The 17,754-nt window shown below is 55.0% G+C and carries 13 protein-coding genes; 2 read left to right on the top strand and 11 right to left on the bottom strand.

Translation table 11 applies throughout. From position 1 onward, the window contains the following. Positions 1-2: 2 nt before the first annotated feature. The 7 genes from wcaD to AC2T6E_RS08815 form a co-directional block, all read right to left on the bottom strand. On the bottom strand, positions 3-1,223 hold the full coding sequence (gene wcaD, locus AC2T6E_RS08845) for a colanic acid polymerase WcaD (RefSeq protein WP_089598070.1): 1,221 nt from the start codon (positions 1,221-1,223) through the stop codon (positions 3-5). Further along, on the bottom strand, positions 1,198-2,415 hold the full coding sequence (wcaC, locus tag AC2T6E_RS08840) for a colanic acid biosynthesis glycosyltransferase WcaC (protein WP_486691399.1): 1,218 nt from the start codon (positions 2,413-2,415) through the stop codon (positions 1,198-1,200). The genes wcaD and wcaC overlap by 26 nt, the downstream gene beginning before the upstream one ends. Then, positions 2,412-2,903, bottom strand: coding sequence for a colanic acid biosynthesis acetyltransferase WcaB (wcaB, locus tag AC2T6E_RS08835; RefSeq protein ID WP_042715911.1), 492 nt, complete (start codon positions 2,901-2,903; stop codon positions 2,412-2,414). Before wcaB ends, wcaC begins: the two co-directional genes overlap by 4 nt. Continuing rightward, positions 2,903-3,745: a colanic acid biosynthesis glycosyltransferase WcaA gene (gene wcaA / locus AC2T6E_RS08830; protein ID WP_089598068.1), complete on the bottom strand. Its 843-nt coding sequence runs from the start codon at positions 3,743-3,745 to the stop codon at positions 2,903-2,905. The genes wcaB and wcaA overlap by 1 nt, the downstream gene beginning before the upstream one ends. Positions 3,746-3,896: 151 nt before the next feature. Further along, positions 3,897-6,059 carry a tyrosine-protein kinase Wzc gene (gene wzc / locus AC2T6E_RS08825; RefSeq protein ID WP_089598067.1) on the bottom strand — a complete coding sequence of 721 codons (2,163 nt, stop codon included), beginning with the start codon at positions 6,057-6,059 and terminating at the stop codon, positions 3,897-3,899. Between the two features lie 2 nt (positions 6,060-6,061). Beyond that, a complete protein-coding gene (gene wzb, locus AC2T6E_RS08820; protein WP_010431923.1) occupies positions 6,062-6,505 on the bottom strand; it encodes a low molecular weight protein-tyrosine-phosphatase Wzb in 444 nt (147 codons plus the stop codon). 6 nt (positions 6,506-6,511) lie between these two features. After that, positions 6,512-7,648: a polysaccharide export protein gene (locus AC2T6E_RS08815; RefSeq protein ID WP_063144532.1), complete on the bottom strand. Its 1,137-nt coding sequence runs from the start codon at positions 7,646-7,648 to the stop codon at positions 6,512-6,514. A gap of 694 nt (positions 7,649-8,342) precedes the next feature. Here AC2T6E_RS08815 and AC2T6E_RS08810 point away from each other — a divergent pair. Beyond that, positions 8,343-9,926 (top strand): TerC family protein, encoded by a 1,584-nt coding sequence (locus tag AC2T6E_RS08810; protein ID WP_120157864.1) that lies wholly within the window; start codon positions 8,343-8,345, stop codon positions 9,924-9,926. A 90-nt stretch (positions 9,927-10,016) separates the two neighbouring features. Here AC2T6E_RS08810 and asmA read toward each other — a convergent pair whose 3' ends face one another. From asmA to udk, 3 genes are all read right to left on the bottom strand, one after another. Further along, a complete protein-coding gene (asmA, locus tag AC2T6E_RS08805) occupies positions 10,017-11,867 on the bottom strand; it encodes an outer membrane assembly protein AsmA (RefSeq protein ID WP_148400028.1) in 1,851 nt (616 codons plus the stop codon). A gap of 22 nt (positions 11,868-11,889) precedes the next feature. Next, positions 11,890-12,471 carry a dCTP deaminase gene (gene dcd, locus AC2T6E_RS08800; protein ID WP_006176323.1) on the bottom strand — a complete coding sequence of 194 codons (582 nt, stop codon included), beginning with the start codon at positions 12,469-12,471 and terminating at the stop codon, positions 11,890-11,892. A 91-nt stretch (positions 12,472-12,562) separates the two neighbouring features. Further along, positions 12,563-13,204, bottom strand: a complete 642-nt coding sequence (udk, locus tag AC2T6E_RS08795) for a uridine kinase (RefSeq protein WP_010431898.1) — start codon at positions 13,202-13,204, stop codon at positions 12,563-12,565. 343 nt (positions 13,205-13,547) lie between these two features. Between udk and AC2T6E_RS08790 the strand changes: the two genes are divergently transcribed. Then, positions 13,548-16,877, top strand: a complete 3,330-nt coding sequence (locus AC2T6E_RS08790) for a diguanylate cyclase (protein WP_126816553.1) — start codon at positions 13,548-13,550, stop codon at positions 16,875-16,877. On the opposite strand, the gene alkA is transcribed toward AC2T6E_RS08790, so the two are convergent. Beyond that, the gene (alkA, locus tag AC2T6E_RS08785) at positions 16,842-17,714 is read right to left on the bottom strand and encodes a DNA-3-methyladenine glycosylase 2 (protein WP_427353219.1); all 873 of its coding nucleotides are present in this window, start codon (positions 17,712-17,714) and stop codon (positions 16,842-16,844) included. The genes AC2T6E_RS08790 and alkA overlap by 36 nt on opposite strands. Positions 17,715-17,754 lie beyond the last annotated feature (40 nt).

Raw genomic sequence — 17,754 nt, 5'->3', positions numbered from 1 at the left:
CGTCATACGCGCGTAATATTGAGCGCTTTGCGCAAAATAAACGGGCAGACAATCAAGAAAGCATATTCCGGGCTAAATATTGACCCCGTAAAGAACAACGACACTGGCGTAAAAAGATAAAGCTGCACGCGAAAGTTTTGGTTATCACCAAACGCGTTAATCATCATTTTAAAAACTTTAAACAGATACCAGATCGTCAACAGTACGGCGAACCACGAAAAATAAATAATTAACAGATACAGACCATTGTCTATGGTTTTACCGACATCCGCACCGTTAAAGATTCCGAATGATGCAACATATTCGTAAAGTGAGCCGAATCTTACTACCCCATCAATATGGGTTAAGGAATAACCCACCATCACCAGTGGCCCGATGATGCGATAATAGGACGAAGACCCTTCCGTTCCCAAATCTCCCAGACGTTCTGAGATGTACGGGAAGGCAAATATCACGCCAACCATAAATACCGTCAGGGAGATAATCGCCAGCGGCAGTTTTTTCTTAATCGCATCTTTGTTCAGGTACTGGAATGCCCACTCCAGGAGGTAAAACAGGATAAATGTCATTACCCCTGAGAACGATCCAGACAGAACAATTCCTGCAAGAATCATAGCATCGGTTTTGGGGGTTTTGATACCAAACTGTTTGATGCTGAGCCAAATTGAGATTAACGCCAGAGCGAAAAACGCCGGTTCAAAATAGAGCGCAGTAGTACGCTTACCACCAAACTTAATGAAGTTCAGTACATAGCTGTTACTGTATATGAGATATTTCGAAATTATCTCCATCAGGCTGCTGCCGCCGGTCAAAATAATTTGCGCCATTTCCATCGCGGCAAGCATAACAATGACCCCAACGACAATATAAAAGAACCTAAGGATTTTCTTATAATTGTGCGGGGAAATAGTTTTAAAGCGAATACTCCACACCATGCCAATAATGATAACGATATAAACAAACAGCATGGTTGAGGTGACGTATTTGCTGGCATCCAGCGACTGACCAAAGATGTAGTTAAACGCGGTCAGACCCACCCCGAGCCCTAACGCTATCATCAGCTTCTTGAGACTGATTTTCTCAACGTAGAGTAACAGCAGAACGGGCAAGAAGGTGACGATGGTAATCGGGAAGCTCTCCCCCAGCTGGGCAATCTTGACGTTGACCAGCAGGTAGATCAGCGGCAGCAGCAGATAACTACAGATTCTGATAGAACGAGACATACTCCTCCAGCATCTGTTGTCCACTGTAGGCCTTGCGGCTGCGGTTGCGGAACGATTCCAGGTCAGTGCCAAAAACGGCCTGCGCAATCGCGGCCTTCGGCAGCTGCACCAGCGGCAGCACCTCCTGCTCCGCGAAGGTTTTTCCGCCGGATTTCTCCAGCACTTCGCGCGCGGCGTCGCTGTGGGTGGCAATGACAGGCACGCCAATAGAGAGCGCTTCGCAGAGGATCAGCGGATAGTTGTCCACGCGGGAGCTGAACACCAGCGCATCCATCCCGTTCAGGGCGCTCATCAGCTTGCGCTTGTCGGTTTCAAATCCGTGGTTCACCACGTTCGCCCCTTCAAACGGGGAAAACTTACCGAAGGTGTGCAGTTCAACTTTGTCGCCGAACGCCATGATGTCGCGCACCAGCTGCTGGTTGGTTTTGCCGTCGTAGCGCAGGTCATGCGCAACAATGGCAATTTTCGGTTTGCCCGGCGTTTCGGCTACGGGCGTCAGTTCCGCTAGGATCTCTTCCGTTGCCACGTCGATGCCGTTGTTGATGATCTTGCAGCGCCCTGCCCCGTACAGGCTGTTGAAGGCATCCGCCACGTGCTGGCTTGGGGAAATAAAGGTGCAGCCGAGCGAGAGCATATCGCGGAACAGCTGACGCTTGCCCTCAACCAGCTGATGCGCGCGATCCACCTTCACCGGCGGGTAATTGCTCAGCGTCGGGCATTTCTGGCAGTTATCTTTCCAGCCTTCGCAGCCGTCGGTAAAGGCGCAGCGTCCGGTCACGCTCCAGTGATCGTGCAGCGTCCAGACGAATCGGGTGTCCGGCTTGTGCGCTTTCACCTTCTCACAAAACGCCACCACCTCTTCCAGATTCAGCCAGTAGCTGTGCAAAACGTGAAAATGCAGCACAACCGGACCGGTCGTGCGCGTCACGGTGCGGTAAAGGTTGTTCAGGTTGCCAAACAGATCGCGGTTAAACAGGCGGAACAGCGCAATGTTGGCAATGGAGGTCAGACGCGGGGTCTGCTTCAGCACCTGAGGATAGTTATCATGGCTAACGCTTTTTTTGCCGCCTTTGCCGTAGCCGTAAACAAAACGCGACTGTAATCCTTTTTGCAGCGCGCGCTGGTGCAGATCCAGCGCCACGCCAGCCGCCCCGCCTTCTGCGAGGCGTACGTTAAATTGCAGAATGTTCATTTAATCACCTTCACGCGGGCTTTCTCTCCCACCACCAGCGCGTTATCCGGAATGCTGTCCAGCACCACGCTACCTGCGCCAATCGTGACGTTGTTGCCGATAGTGATGTCACCGATGATCACCACGTTGGCGCCCAGCTCGACGTTATTGCCAATCACCGGACAGGCCAGGCTTTCTGGCCCACGGTTGCCAATGGTGACCGCGTGGCGAATAGTGAAATCATCCCCCGCCACGACGAACTTATTGATCACCACGGCATACCCGTGGTGGATGGTGAAGCGTCGGCCAATGGTGGCAGCGGCCTGAATTTCATAGCCAAAAAAGCATTCGGTAATGATGCGGTACAGCACCAGCACGGGTGCCGCCCAGATATTGTTTAAAACGTTTTTCTTACGCCACACCGAGCAAAAGTGCGCGATGCGGTACGCCAGAACCATGCAGCACGGGCGCAGGCTCCAGCTGTTAGCGCGGCAATCTTCCAGAAACATTATTTCCCCCGAAGCCCGTCGGCCAGACGCTTGCCGTTACGCACGGAAAGCAGCGTCAGCAGCGTGCGCCAGTTCATGCGCTTGTTGCGGATCTGATACAGGGTAAAGAGCTGATACTTCCGGCTGGCACGGTCAAACTTGTTCTTGTGCTTGCGGTAGAAGTGGAAGTAGCCCGAGAATTTCTTCGGTGACGAGGTGATTTGCATCTCCCCGTGGTTGATGTGCAGGATCTGCGTGGCCTCTTCCACTTTCCACGGCTCGCCGTACTCCACCACCATTCGCAGGAAGATGTCGTAATCCTGCGCGGCCTTCAGTTCGGTATCGAACAGGCACTCTTTGAAGCGCCATGCCCAGGTGAAGACCTGATTACCGATAATGTTGCGCTTGTAGAACAGGCGGCGGGAGTACGGTGATTTCGGGTACAGCGGCAGGCTGGCCGGCTGCGAGTACACTTCACCCTGGCAAACGTAGTCGTTGGCATACAGGAACGCGTGCGTCCCCAGCTGCGCTTTGTGAGAGAGGAAGATGGACAGACGGTTTGGCGTCCATTCGTCATCGTCGTCAATCCCGGTCAGATACTGCCCTTTCGCCTGCATAATCGCCTGATTACGCACCGCACATGCGCCGGAGTTAATGGCGTTATGCGTATAGACCACCCGCGGGTCGTTGAGGTCAGTCACAAACTTTTGCAGCTGTTCATACGAGGAAGAGCAGTCATCGACGATGATCAGCTCCCAGTTATCGTAATCCTGTCGCAGGACGGATTTGATTGCGCGGATCGCCAGCTGCTGACGATTCCATGTCGGCATATAGATTGAAACTAAAGGGCGTTGTGTGGTCATCTTTTCCCCTCACCCCGGCCCTCTCCCCAAAGGGGAGAGGGTGAAAGGCAGCCAGTGGTTATCATTACGTTCGTCCCCCAAATCCAGCACCGAACAGTCCCCTCTCCCCTTTGGGGAGAGGGTTAGGGTGAGGGGTATGGGGTGTGTTTTGTTATTTACTGTCAGATTTATATTCGTACTCGTAATACCCGTAATCCTGGTATCCGGTCGCGCGGCGGAAGATGGAGTTCAGGATCACCCCTTTCACCTCAATACCGTTCTGCTCGAAGCGGCTCAGGCTGGTCTCGACTTCCTTCAGCGTGTTCACCGCGTAGCGCGCCACCATCAGCGTGGTGCCTGCATGACGGCCCACCACGGCGGCATCGGTCACGGCCAGAATTGGCGGCGTATCGATCAGCACCAGGTCGTAATGCTTACTCGCCCACTCCACCAGCTCGGTGAAGCGTTCGCTCATCAGCAGCTCGGACGGGTTCGGCGGCACCTGACCACGCGGGATCAGGTCAAATTTCGGGATAGAGGTCGGCTTCGCGCTCTCGCTAATCTCCCCTTTGCCGAGCAGGATTTCCGACAGGCCGTTAACGTTGTTGGTGCCCAGCAGCTCGTGGGTGTAGCCCTTACGCATATCGCAGTCGATCAGCAGCACGCGCTTGTTGGTCTGGCTTACCACCGCCGCCAGGTTGGCACAGACGAAGGTTTTACCGATTGACGGGCTAACGCCGGTCATCATCAGGACGTTGTTTTTCGCCTGCATCATGGCGAAGTGAAGGCTGGTGCGCAGGCTGCGCACTGCTTCAATCGCCAGGTCAGTCGGGTTACCCACGGCCAGCAGCTGGCTCTGTTTGTAACGCTTAACCCCTTTGATGGTTTTGACGCTGTCACGCGATTTTTGCCATTCGGAAAGCGGGATGCTGGCGTACACGTTGATGCCGTGCTCTTCCAGCACCTGCGGACTTTCGATACCGCGGTTGAACAGCGAGCGCAGCAGCACACCCACGATGGAGAGCATCAGACCGAGAATAATGCTGCCGAGAATAATCAGCGCTTTCTTCGGCTTCAGCACGCCGGGCTGGGTGATGGCAGGGTCGACGATACGCACATCACCCACCGTACTGGCTTCGGTGATCTTCAGCTCCTGCTGTTTGTTCAGCAATTGCATATAGACCTGCTGACCGGATTCCACATCGCGGGTCAGACGCACAATTTCCTGCTGCGTCTTCGGCATTGCGGTCACGCGATTGTTCAGCTTGGCCTTCTCTTCTTCCAGCGTCTGGCGTTTTTCCAGAAGCGTGCGGTAGGCCGGGTGGCGTTTGGTGTAGAGCTTGGAGATTTCCGCCTCTTTGAAGGTCAGTTCATTGAGCTGCGCATCAATGTTCACCATCGAATCAAGAACGGATTTCGCTTCCAGCGGCAGGTCAACGGAGTCTTTGTCCTGACGATAGGCATTCAGCTTGTTCTCTGCGGCATCCAGACGGGAGCGCACTTCCGGCAGCTGTTTGGCGAGGAAGGCCAGGCTTTTTGCAGCTTCCGCAGATTTACGCTCGACGTTCTGCTCAAGGTAGTTGCGGGTAATGCTGTTCAGGATATCGCGGATTTTGTCCTTATCTTCACCGGTGAAAGTCATGCTCAGGACGCCGGTGTCCTTCCCATTTTCGGTGACGGTGAGGTTGTTTTGCAGGTTATTGATCATCCCCAGCGTGGAGAATTTGGTGACGGTAAACTCACCGCCTTCCTGGGCGTGGATTGCACTCACCATCATGCTGACGCCGTCTTTGGTCAACATCTGTCCCACTTCACCGCGCGCACTAAGGCCCGCATCGCTGGTCAGCTGGTACTGCTTCGGACCCAGCACCGTCAGGGTAAAGGTCTGATCGCCCGCCCCTTTTGGCAGCACGAAGTCCGTCACTTTGACAGTGTCATTGCTGCGCCCCATCAGGCGATCCCAGCCCGCCCCGAATATCGGGAAGGTGTTTTTGGTGACGGAGATATCAAGCCCGAGGTCGTGCACCGTTTTGCCCAGTACCAGACGCGACTGGATCAGCTGAATTTCAGCGTCAGATGCGGGCGGTTTGTTCGCCAGCGCAGAGCCAATATCCTGTACCAGCGAGTTACCGGTGTTCTGTTCAATTTGCACCAGCGCGTCAGCGCTGTAGATAGGCGTCGCGAACAGCGTATAAACGATAGCCGCCACGGCAAACACGGCGGTGATCCCTATCACCCACCACTTCGCTTCAACAACGGTGCCGACCAGGCGACCAATATCGATTTCATCACTGCCCGAAGTCGGGGCGGCAGAAGGTTTTGTTTTTTCTGTCATTGTTATCCCTGCTGAGCTTTCAGTGCCTGCGCCCACTGACGGGCAGACTGGTCAAGTAAGGTGTATACCGCCTCAAATGCCTCACGGCTCTTGCGATACGGATCGGGGATTTCACGCTCGCCATCCCAGTGACCAAACAGCATCACCTTGCCGCGCATCTCCGGTGCGATCTCGCACAGCGCGTGAATGTGGCGTCTTTCCATCGTGAGGATCAGGTCATATTCCCGGCACATCCGGCCTGAGACCTGACGGGCAACATGCCCGTCAAGGGAGAGGTTATGAGCCTGCGCAACGCTCGTCGCTCGCTCGTCGGCCCCTTTGCCAACCAGCGCGCCAAGCCCTGCGGACTCCACCGTTAACGCTGGCTCGTACTGCTTCAGCAGCCGCTCAGCCGTGGGGGAACGGCAAATGTTCCCCACGCATACCACCAGAATTTTGTTAAACATCGCGGATTACCAGGTATGAATGTCGCGCGCCGTATCCGTCATGTAGCGAACGCCACTGATGGTTGGCAGCAACTGGTTGATCAGGCGGTTCCAGCGAGCAACCGGCGCGGTGGTAACGTAGACCACATCGTATGGCTGGAGGCGGAACTCCGTTGCCATCACCAGCGACGTCGCGTCAGACATATCCAGCTGGTAGATGTTGGCAATCTTGCCTTTCGTGCCCTCGCCTTTCAGCGGACGGATAACGAAGATACCGCTGGCATTCGACGAGGTCAGGTCGATGCCTTCCGCGTTGCCCAGCGCTTCGGTCAGGGTCATACCGCTGAAGTCCATCTTGAGGGTGCTCTGTTTCTTCACTTCACCCATCACGAACACTTTCAGATCGTCGTTGCGTGGCACATACAGAATGTCACCCGGATAGAGCAATCGGTTCTGCGTCAGGTCGCCATTCTGCATCAGCGCCTGCAGCGAAATGCGCTGCTCTTTGCCTTCGTGGGTCAGAACAACGTTGCGCCAGTCGGCGCCGTCGGTTAAGCCGCCTGCGGCGTTGATGGCATCCAGAACCGTCAGCGGGACGTTAGTGATGGCCTGCTGGCCGGATTTGTTCACCTGGCCGGAGATATAGGCTTTCTGCGAGCGGAAGGCGGCGATATTAACGTCCACCTGCGGGTCAGCGATGTACTGCGCTAAGCGGCCGGTAATATCACTACGAATCTCGGCCAGCGTCTTGCCAACCACATGCACTTTGCCTATGTACGGATAGAACATCGTGCCATCAGACTGAACCCAGTTACCGGTGTCGCTTGAGCTGCGGTACTGGCCCGCTGGGGTCGTCAGTTCCGGGTGGTCCCATACGGTCACGTTGATCACGTCACCCGGTCCTACGCGGTACTGGTAAGAGGCGATTTCCTGGTCCAGCGACATATTCGGCTGGGCAACATTGGGGCGCGGACGTAATTGTTCCACCAGACGTGGGGTCAATGGATAAACATTCACCATTTTGTCGAGGTCAAAATCGGCGTCCTGCTGTTTGATCACATCCTTGCCCATAGTTGACATATTGCTGCCGGGAAAGACCGTGCAACCACTCATCAAGGTCACAGACACCAATAATGGCATCAATTTCATTTTGGATTTCATCATTGATTATTTATCACTTTGGCAGAGTAATTATCCTGTGCAATTTAAATAAGCTCGGGTCGTTTTGGCATTCAGAATGCAGTTAAGCAATTAGAAATATAACTGGCATCAGTCCTAAAAAAAGCTTATTCATCCATTGGCTATTGACAGAATAATCGAGGCTGATTCACACGCTTTCAGGCACGCTACCGCCCTTGGCTTTCAGTTACCAATCCACTGACTAAACAATGTGTTATGGATAGACACCCTCTTAAACAAGGTCTTATGGAAATATTTCAGCCACGTTAAATAGCCCGTTGGCAATGAATTGCCACACCATAAGAACGAAACAAAAATAGCAACAAAGAAATTTAACATTTGATGCTGGGAGAATTGTTGCAGCTAACCTAATAGCAGGCAAGGAGACAACCCTCCTAATATCTGTTTTTAAGATTAATATTAAGAGCAAAGTTTTGAGGTTTTAGGATTTTCTTTATATTGACAAAATATGCATTAAAACCATTTATTGCGATATATCCTAAATGTGACCCAGTGTAATTAAATCTTCTCCATTACCTTATTTACACGGCTCATTTTTTCATTCGTTTTATCCCCTCTTCTATTAAGAGAAATCTCAGCCTGGCATTGCAATTTCGGTCAGCTTTATCCATGATCGAAGTGTGACATTGCTCATGTAACTGAAGGTATTGCTATTACTATGGAATGGATTGCCGATCCATCAATCTGGGCCGGGCTGGTAACGCTGGTCGTCATCGAATTAGTGCTCGGTATTGATAATCTGGTCTTTATCGCCATCCTCGCCGAAAAGCTGCCCCCTGCGCAGCGCGACCGTGCGCGCGTTACGGGTTTGCTGCTGGCGATGGTGATGCGTTTGCTGCTGCTGGCCTCAATCTCCTGGCTGGTTACCCTCACCACACCGCTGTTTACGCTCTACGGCCTGAGCTTCAGCGCGCGTGACCTGATCATGCTCTTTGGCGGGTTGTTCCTTCTTTTCAAAGCCACGGTTGAACTCAATGAGCGGCTCGAAGGCAAAGACAGCGATAGCCCCACGCAGCGGCGCGGGGCGAAATTCTGGCCGGTGGTGGCACAGATTGTGGTGCTCGACGCGGTTTTCTCCCTGGACTCCGTCATCACCGCCGTGGGCATGGTCGATCACCTCGCGGTGATGATGGCCGCCGTGATCATCGCCATCACGCTGATGGTAATGGCAAGTAAAGCGCTCACGCGGTTTGTGAACAGCCACCCGACCATCGTGATCCTGTGTCTGAGCTTCCTGCTGATGATTGGTTTCAGCCTGGTCGCCGACGGATTTGGTTTCCACATTCCTAAAGGCTATCTGTACGCGGCGATTGGCTTCTCGGTCATGATCGAATCGCTAAATCAGCTGGCAATCTTTAACCGTCGCCGCTTTCTCTCTGCAAATCAGACGCTGCGCCAGCGCACCGCCGATACGGTAATGCGCCTGCTGAGCGGACGAAAAGAGGATGCCGAGCTGGATGCCGAATCCTCTGCGATGCTGGCCGATCACAGCGACGGGCAGATCTTCGATCCGCAGGAACGACGGATGATTGAGCGGGTGCTCAACCTGAACCAGCGCTCCGTCAGCAGCATCATGACCTCGCGTCATGATATCGAGCATATCGATTTGACGGCGCCGGAAGAGCAAATCCGCGCCTTGCTGGATAAAAACCAGCACACCCGGGTCGTGGTGACGGGCGGTGAAGAGGAAGAGGAGCTGCTGGGCGTGGTGCACGTCATTGACCTGCTACAGCAGCAGCTGCACGGCGAGCCGCTTAATCTGCGCGTGCTGGTACGCCAGCCGCTGGTGTTCCCGGAAGGACTGCCGTTGCTCTCTGCACTTGAGCAGTTCCGTAACGCGCGGACCCACTTCGCGTTTGTCGTTGATGAGTTTGGTTCTGTGGAAGGGCTGGTGACGCTCAGCGACGTTATGGAAACCATCGCCGGTAATCTGCCGAATGAGGTGGATGAAATAGATGCACGTCATGACATTCAGAAAAACGCAGACGGTACGTGGACGGCTAACGGCCATATGCCGCTGGAAGACCTGGTGCAGTTTGTGCCGCTGCCGCTGGATGAGAAGCGTGAGTATCACACCATTGCGGGTCTGCTGATGGAGTATTTACAGCGTATCCCGCAGCCGGGGGAAGAGGTTCAGGTAGGCGACTATCTGCTGAAAACGCTGCAAATTGAAAACCATCGCGTGCAGAAAGTGCAGCTCATTCCACTGCGGGATGAGGAAGAAATGGATTTTGAGGTGTAAAAAAGCCGGGTGGCGCTTCGCTTACCCGGCCTACGGTGTCTGGTTTTTGTAGGCCGGGTAAGGCGTAGCCGCCACCCGGCACCACCGACATCAAAGCTTATCTAACAGCTTCTTCACGTCCTTGCCGGTTTGGGAATCTTTATTGCGGTCCGCCCAGCTATTCAGCCGACGTTTTGCTTCGTCCTGCAGATGCTTACGCAAGATCTGATCGACCTGCAGGCTGTAATTCAGCGCCTGCCATTTACCGTAAACGTTCAGCGGGATCGGCGTCTCTTTCAGGAAATCGATAAGCTCGCCTTCGCCTTCCCATCCGGAAAGCACACGAACGTTAAACCGCGTATCCGCCGTCTCTTTCACTAAATCCAGCTTGCCCTCCCCCGTCAACGACAGCAGAGAAGATGTTCCCTGCATCTCGTCCAGGGACAGCTTTCCGTTATCCAGGGTCAGCTCACTGGTAAAGTTATCGAGACGCGTTGCGCTATCGTAGTTTTCTTGCGCTTTGACATTGCTGCTGCGCTCTACCGCCTGTTGCACCAGCTGCTGGAAGTTGAGGCCTTCCATTCGGGTGTCTTTCAGCTCAACGTGCGCCTGACCCTGCCAGTCGCGGCGAAATGCCTCCGCGTCAATCTTCGTGCCGGAGAAATCCCCCGCCAGCGTCAGCTGCCCCGTGAGGTCAATCGGATAGTTGAAGGCTTTGAGGATCGCCCCGATCTCAATGTTTTCAAGGCGTGGCTGGAATTCGGCGCTGGCCACGTCTTTGCGCACGTCCAGCGTACCCGGCAGCGACATGTTCCCCGCCCCCATCTTGCCGCTGAGTTCAGAGATCACCAGCAGGCCATTATGGTTGAACATCTGGCTGCTGACATCGGTGAAATCAATACCGCGCCAGCGTACGCTGTTGGCTTTCAGCAGTATATCGGCGGTAAATCCGCGCAGACCGTTGTAATTGGGCTGATCGAGATTTGAGGAGATCACCGGACGCGGTTTCGCGGCCTGGCTTTGCCCTGTCTGCGCGACATCGCCGTCAGCCGCAGCGTTCGGCTGCGGTGGCAGCAGGTTTTCCAGGTTCAGCTTGTCGAACTGCAGGTCAAAAACCCATTTCGGTTTTTCAGCAAGCGAGACGCTCGCCTGCCCTTTCAGGGTACTGTCGTTGGCCTGCAGGTTGAGCGCGTTTAGCTCCAGCTGCTTGTTTTCTTCATGCCACACGGCCTGCAGCGTACCCTGACCGGTAATCCCTGCTGTCGGCAGGTCTGCACCCGTCAGCTGCCAGTTCAGCTGCTGGACATCCGCCGTCAGACGATGGGGATAGTCCGACGCGTTCACGTTAGCGTTCATGGAGAGGTTCAAGTCGCGCTGATCGCGGTTGACCCGCCCGGAGAACTCCACGGTGGCGATATGGTTGGCGTCCTGCTCCATCTTGAGGTTGATGTTGCGCACGGTGACCTGCTCGTCACCTTCATGCTGGAAGACCAGCACGCTGTCGGCCACTTTCAGGTTACCAATATCGAACGACCAGCCGGTATCAGACGGCTCATCCGGTAAGGTATTTTCGCGTGGTGCGACCGGGGCATCCGCTTTGCGCACTGCCTCAGTTTGGGGAGTCAGCTGGATCACCGCCCCTTTCAGCATCACCTGGTCAACCTGAAGCTGATGCGAGAAGAGCGGGATCAAAGCCACATCAAGGCGCATATTGTCTGCCGACACCAGCGGCTGAGACGCCCCTGGCGCGGTTAACGACATACGCCCCGAGAGAATGCTGAGTTGCGGCCAGACGTGCCAGCGCAGCGGCCCGTCCAGCTTCAGTTCATACCCGCTGCGTGCTTCGACCTGCCGCACCATATAAGCACGGAAATCATTGGGGTTAACCAGCAGCACCAACGCAGAAAGGCCAGCCACCAGTACCACCAGCAAAATCATCAGCGTTGTCAGAACTCTTCTCATGGCATCCTCAGTGAACGAACAATCAGTCTTTATCAATACGACTGGCAACCGCACCCTGCTGGTCGCGATATTTCGCGTCCTGACGGCGGTTGTAAGGACGATCTGCCGGGCCCGTCAACGGCTCAAAGCTCAACGCGCCAATCATCATGCCCGGGCGCAGCGCCAGAGGCAATTTACCGGCGTTGAAGAACTCCAGTACGATGCGGCCAGACCAGCCGGGATCGATACGATGGGCGGTAACGTGAACCATCAGGCCCAGGCGCGCCAGCGAAGAGCGGCCATCCAGCCAGCCCACCAGATCGGCAGGCAGCGTCACCGACTCAAAGGTCACTGCCAGCGCCAGCTCACCGGGATGCAGATAAAACGCCTCGCCCTCATCAAGGACGATTTCGTCACTCATCACGCGATCGAGCGCGGCGCTGACTTCATCTTTCGGCCCGCTGAGATCGATAAACGGTGCCGTGTGGCCGCTGAAGGTGCGGAATTTATTCCCCAGGCGCACGTCAACGGTGACACCGTTAATGCGCTCTACCGGCGGACGCGGGGTGATAGACAGGCGGCCTTCATCCAGCCAGGCTTCTATATCGCGGTCACAAAGACGCATGGCACTTTCTCCTTTCGTGCATCGTGCCCCGCAACCTTAGGGTCACAGGGCAAAACCAGGTTATCTCTGAACGGTACACAATTCGCGCGGCTTATTCAAAAAACTGGCTGATTTTCGCTTTTAAGATATCAATAGCAATACGGTTTTTACCGCCACGAGGCACGATAATATCGGCGTATTGCTTAGATGGCTCGATAAATTGCAGGAACATTGGACGCACGGTTTTCTGGTATTGCGCCATGACGGAGTCCATGGAACGACCGCGTTCGTTAACGTCGCGCTTGATGCGGCGCATCAGACAGATATCCAGCGGCGTATCGACGAAAATGGAGAAATTCATCGATTCACGCAGACGCGCATCCGTCAGCAGCAGAATGCCTTCAAGGATAATGACTTTTTTGGGTTCAATGTGAACCGTTTCCTGCGTGCGGGTGTGCTCTACGTAGCTGTAGACCGGCAGTTCAATGGCTGTACCGTTTTTAAGCGACTGAAGATGCTGGAACAACAAGCTGTGATCCATCGCACTGGGGTGGTCGTAGTTGGTTTTGACGCGCTCTTCCATCGAAAGATGGGATTGGTCTTTGTAATAGCTGTCTTCGGGAATGACGCCGATGTGCTCATCACCGACTTGTTCACGCAATTCGCGATAAAGCGTACTGGCAATTAGACTCTTACCTGAAGCCGATGCGCCGGCGATGCCTATGATGACGCACTGATGAGACTTATCAGTCATAAATTTAGCGACCTGATTAACCTGGATGTTAAGGAAGGACGACGCCGGAGCGTCAAACGCGGCAATTATAGGGATTTCGCGGGCGTGATACCAGTCGAAAGCGCAGGTTATGCGAGACTGCCTGAAAAGTCTCTTTTTACGCCCTGAGTGAAATTTTAATGCCTGCTTTTTCGGCGTTCACCCGGAATTTTTCCCGGAGTAACTATTTAATAAGTCTATGATGTCAAAATCTGAGCAGTCAGCATATGATTTGTAAATTGTTTGTACTAGCATAAACGAAATTAATCCTTTCACGCGCCCGGACCTCGCTCCTGACGGCATGGCGTCCCTGGATAGAGCGGTAATGAATAAACAATACCAACGGGTTTTGGTTACCACCCCACATCCTTTATTACGACTTGTCTGCCTGGGCCTGGTCACCTTCATTTTTACCTTATTTTCACTCGAGCTAACCCGCTTTGGTACGCTGCTGGCACCGCTGTGGTTCCCGACGTCCATCATGATGGTGGCCTTTTATCGCCACGCCGGGAAAATGTGGCCGGGCATTGCGTTGGCCTGTTCGTTCGGCAATATTCTGGCCTCGTGGATGCTGTTCTCATGGGGATCCCTCAACCTCGCCTATACCTTTGTGAATATTATCGAGGCGTGCGTGGGGGCGTTACTGTTACGCAAACTGCTCCCCTGGTACAACCCGCTGCAGAACCTGAACGACTGGATCCGCCTGGCCGTGGGCAGTGCGTTGATCCCGCCTCTTGTGGGCGGGGTACTGGTTTATTTACTGGTACCGAACCCTGAACCCCTGCGTAATTTCCTCATTTGGGTGTTGTCGGAATCCATCGGCGCGCTGGCGCTGGTGCCACTAGGACTGCTGTTTAAACCACACTACCTGCTGCGTCACCGTAACCCGAAACTGCTGCTGGAAACGCTGGTGACGACGGTGATAACGCTGGTGCTCTGTTGGGCGGCGATCACCTGGCTTCCGTGGCCTTTCACCTGCGTCATCGTTCTGCTGATGTGGAGCGCCGTTCGCCTGCCGCGGATGGAAGCCTACCTGGTATTTTTAGCCACTATCATGATGGTCTCCCTGATGATGGCAAGAAATCCGGCGTCCATAACGCCGCAGAATGTTATCGTTGCGTTCAATGCCCCCTGGCTCCCCTTCCTGATGATGCTGCTGCCCGCAAACGTCATGACTATGGTGATGTACGCGTTTCGCGCCGAACGCAAGCACATTACCGAAAGCGAAGAGCGTTTTCGTAATGCGATGGAGTATTCCGCCATCGGGATGGCGCTGGTGGGGATCGAAGGCCAGTGGCTGCAGGCCAACAAAGCGTTATGCAATTTCCTTGGCTATAGTCAGACGGAGCTTCAGTCCCTCACCTTTCAGCAGTTGACCTGGCCTGAGGATTTGAACACCGACCTGGAGCAACTTGAGCAGCTGGTAAGCGGCGAAATTAATACCTACACGCTGGAAAAACGCTATTACACCCGTAACGGCGAGGTTGTCTGGGCGCTGCTCGCCGTCTCCGTTGTCCGTCATGCTGACGGCACGCCGCTCTATTTTATCGCCCAGATTGAAGATATTAACGACCTGAAACAAACCGAGTGGGTCAACAAACGCCTGATGGAGCGCATTACGCTCGCCAACGAAGCGGGCGGGATTGGCATCTGGGAGTGGGATCTGGAGCCGGATATTATTAGCTGGGACAAGCGGATGTTCGAGCTTTACGAAATCCCGCCGCACATCAAACCGACCTGGCAGCTCTGGCATGACGCCATGGTGCCAGAAGACCGGGAGCATGCTGAAAAAGTGCTGCGCGATTCATTAATCGCAAGGCTGCCGTTTAAGCTGGAATTTCGCATTCGGGTGAAGGACGGCATTCGCCACATTCGCTCGCTGGCCAATCGGGTGCTGAACAAGCAGGGCGAGGTGGAACGCCTGCTCGGCATCAATATGGATATGACCGAAGTGAAGCAGCTTAACGAAGCGCTGTTCCAGGAAAAGGAGCGTCTGCATATTACGCTCGACTCCATCGGCGAAGCGGTGATCTGTACCGACATCGACATGAACGTCACCTTTATGAACCCGGTCGCCGAGAAGATGAGCGGCTGGCCGCAAACCGAGGCCATCGGGCAACCGATCCTGCGCGTGCTGCACATTACCTTTGGCGAAAATGGACCGTTGATGGAGAACATCCACAGCGGCGATATGTCACGGTCCGATATCGAACAGGACGTGGTGCTCAACTGCCGCAACGGCGGGAGCTTCGACATTCACTACAGCATCACTCCATTAAGTACTCTGGACGGGCACAATATTGGCTCCGTACTGGTGATTCAGGACGTGACCGAGTCGCGCAAAATGCTGCGCCAGCTGAGCTATAGCGCCTCCCATGATGCGCTAACCCGGCTCGCAAACCGCGTCAGTTTCGAGAACCATCTCAAACGTCTGCTGCAAACGGTGCAGGAGACGCACCAGCGTCATGCGCTGGTGTTTATCGATCTCGATCGCTTCAAAGCCGTTAACGATACGGCAGGTCATGCCGCGGGCGACGCCCTTCTGCGGGAACTCTCCTCCCTCATGCTGACCATGCTACGCTCCAGCGATGTTCTGGCGCGACTGGGCGGGGATGAGTTTGGCCTCCTGCTGCCGGACTGCAATCTCGAAAGCGCGCGATATATCGCGGGACGGCTGATTAACACCATCAATAACTATCACTTCACGTGGGAAGGACGGCTGCACCGGATCGGCGCCAGCGCGGGTATCACGCTGATTGATGAGAGTAACCATCAGGCGGCGGAAGTGATGTCTCAGGCAGATATCGCCTGTTATGCCTCGAAAAACAGCGGTCGTGGTGTGGTCACGCTCTACGAGCCACAGCAGGAGCGGATCCACAGCAACCGCAGCATGATGTCACTGGACGAGCAGTGGCATATGATCAAAGACAATCATCTGATGATGATTGCCCGCAGCGTCGCCTCCCCGCGCATTCCGGAAAGCGCCAGCTTCTGGCTGCTGTCGCTCCGCCTGTGGACCAGCCAGGGTGAAATGCAGGAAGAGCATGCCTTCCGCTCAGGTCTGGCGGAGCCTGAACTGCTGCACGCCCTCGACAGGCGGATCTTCAACGAGTTCTTCCGTACCTTTGCCGCGCCCGTCGCTGCAAAAGGCATGGGCGTTGCCCTGCCGCTCTCGGAAGCCGGATTAGCCAGCGTCACGCTGGTGGATGAACTGCTCGATTTGCTTGAGAAAAGCCCGCTGCCCGGCCGTCTGCTGCATCTGGTTATCCCGGTTGACGTGGTGCGCAACCCGGATGAAAACGCGCAGCGTAATTTGCAAAAACTCCGCCATGCGGGCTGCCGCGTGGTGTTAAGCCACGTGGGACGCGATATGAATGACGTTAACCACCTGAGCCCCAACATGGCTGATTATCTGATGCTGGATACCGACGTGGTTAACAACGTTCACGGCAATTTGATGGACGAAATGATGGTGACCATTATCCAGGGGCACGCTCAGCGTCTGGGGATGAAAACCCTGGCGGGACCCTGTCATCAGCCGATCGTCATGGATACGCTTTCAGGCATTGGTATCGACTTCATTTACGGCGATACCATTGCTGAAGCGCAGCCGCTGGAGCTACTGCTGAATACCAGTTACTTCGCCATCAATTAAAGGTGACCAGCCGTCGGTATACCAGATGTGTAACAGCGCATAGGAGCGCCACGGCTGCCAGCGTTCGGCATAGCGACGGATTTGCGCGGGCGTCATGCCGGCAAAGCGTTGCTTAATCAGATAATCATCCGGCAGAAAGACATCTTTCGCCTGCCACCCGCGCAGGGCCAGATAGTTTGCCGTCCAGCGACCAATTCCCGGCCGCTGCTGTAGCGCCTTCATTCCGGCCTCAATATCCGCGGGCGGGGAAAGCGGAAGCGTCCCGTCGATCGCCGACTGTGCCAGATGAATCAACGACTCCGCCCGCTTTACCGGCATGCCTAAGGCTTTCAGCGCCATAGGGTCCGCTGCCGCCAGCGCGTCCGGCGTGGGGAAACAGAGATAGCCCGGACAATCCGCCACCGGTTCGCCGCACAGCGCCACCACCCGCGACGTCAGTTTCGCCGCCATCGCCACGCTCACCAGCTGCCCAAGAATCGCCCGCACGCCCTGTTCGTAGGCATCCATTGCCCCTGGCAAACGCAAGCCCGGCCGCGCGGCACCGAGATCGCCCAGCGTATCCGCGATGAGCTGTGGGTTACAGGCGAGATCGAACAGGCGCGCTATACGTTCAAGGCAGGTCTGTGCAACCGGGATAAGTCCCGGACTGAGCGTCACGACCAGCGTATGGGCCGCGGTATCTGGCGTCACGCGAAAGACGCCCCGATGGCCATCGCAGGCGAAACTGCGCTCGTAGTAGTCGCCCGTGACGGTTTCAATGCCCGTGACCGCACGCGCGCCAAGAAAGCTAAACATCCACTGCCAGTCGTAAGGGGGTTGCCAGGTCAGGGTGTACATCATCTCTCCTTTTGGGTTCTCCACAGCATAAACGGAAAGG

Source organism: Enterobacter sp. B79-1 (genome assembly GCF_057444735.1).
This window is presented reverse-complemented; position numbering and strand designations above follow the sequence as displayed.

Coding starts and splice junctions, on each gene's coding strand:
- wzb (WP_010431923.1), bottom strand. CDS start 6,505: ATGTTTAACAAAATTCTGGTGGTATGCGTGGGGAACATTTGCCGTTCC.
- asmA (WP_148400028.1), bottom strand. CDS start 11,867: ATGAGAAGAGTTCTGACAACGCTGATGATTTTGCTGGTGGTACTGGTG.
- wcaA (WP_089598068.1), bottom strand. CDS start 3,745: ATGACCACACAACGCCCTTTAGTTTCAATCTATATGCCGACATGGAAT.
- wcaD (WP_089598070.1), bottom strand. CDS start 1,223: ATGTCTCGTTCTATCAGAATCTGTAGTTATCTGCTGCTGCCGCTGATC.
- wzc (WP_089598067.1), bottom strand. CDS start 6,059: ATGACAGAAAAAACAAAACCTTCTGCCGCCCCGACTTCGGGCAGTGAT.
- AC2T6E_RS08810 (WP_120157864.1), top strand. CDS start 8,343: ATGGAATGGATTGCCGATCCATCAATCTGGGCCGGGCTGGTAACGCTG.
- dcd (WP_006176323.1), bottom strand. CDS start 12,471: ATGCGTCTTTGTGACCGCGATATAGAAGCCTGGCTGGATGAAGGCCGC.
- alkA (WP_427353219.1), bottom strand. CDS start 17,714: ATGTACACCCTGACCTGGCAACCCCCTTACGACTGGCAGTGGATGTTT.
- wcaB (WP_042715911.1), bottom strand. CDS start 2,903: ATGTTTCTGGAAGATTGCCGCGCTAACAGCTGGAGCCTGCGCCCGTGC.
- wcaC (WP_486691399.1), bottom strand. CDS start 2,415: ATGAACATTCTGCAATTTAACGTACGCCTCGCAGAAGGCGGGGCGGCT.
- AC2T6E_RS08815 (WP_063144532.1), bottom strand. CDS start 7,648: ATGATGAAATCCAAAATGAAATTGATGCCATTATTGGTGTCTGTGACC.
- AC2T6E_RS08790 (WP_126816553.1), top strand. CDS start 13,548: ATGAATAAACAATACCAACGGGTTTTGGTTACCACCCCACATCCTTTA.
- udk (WP_010431898.1), bottom strand. CDS start 13,204: ATGACTGATAAGTCTCATCAGTGCGTCATCATAGGCATCGCCGGCGCA.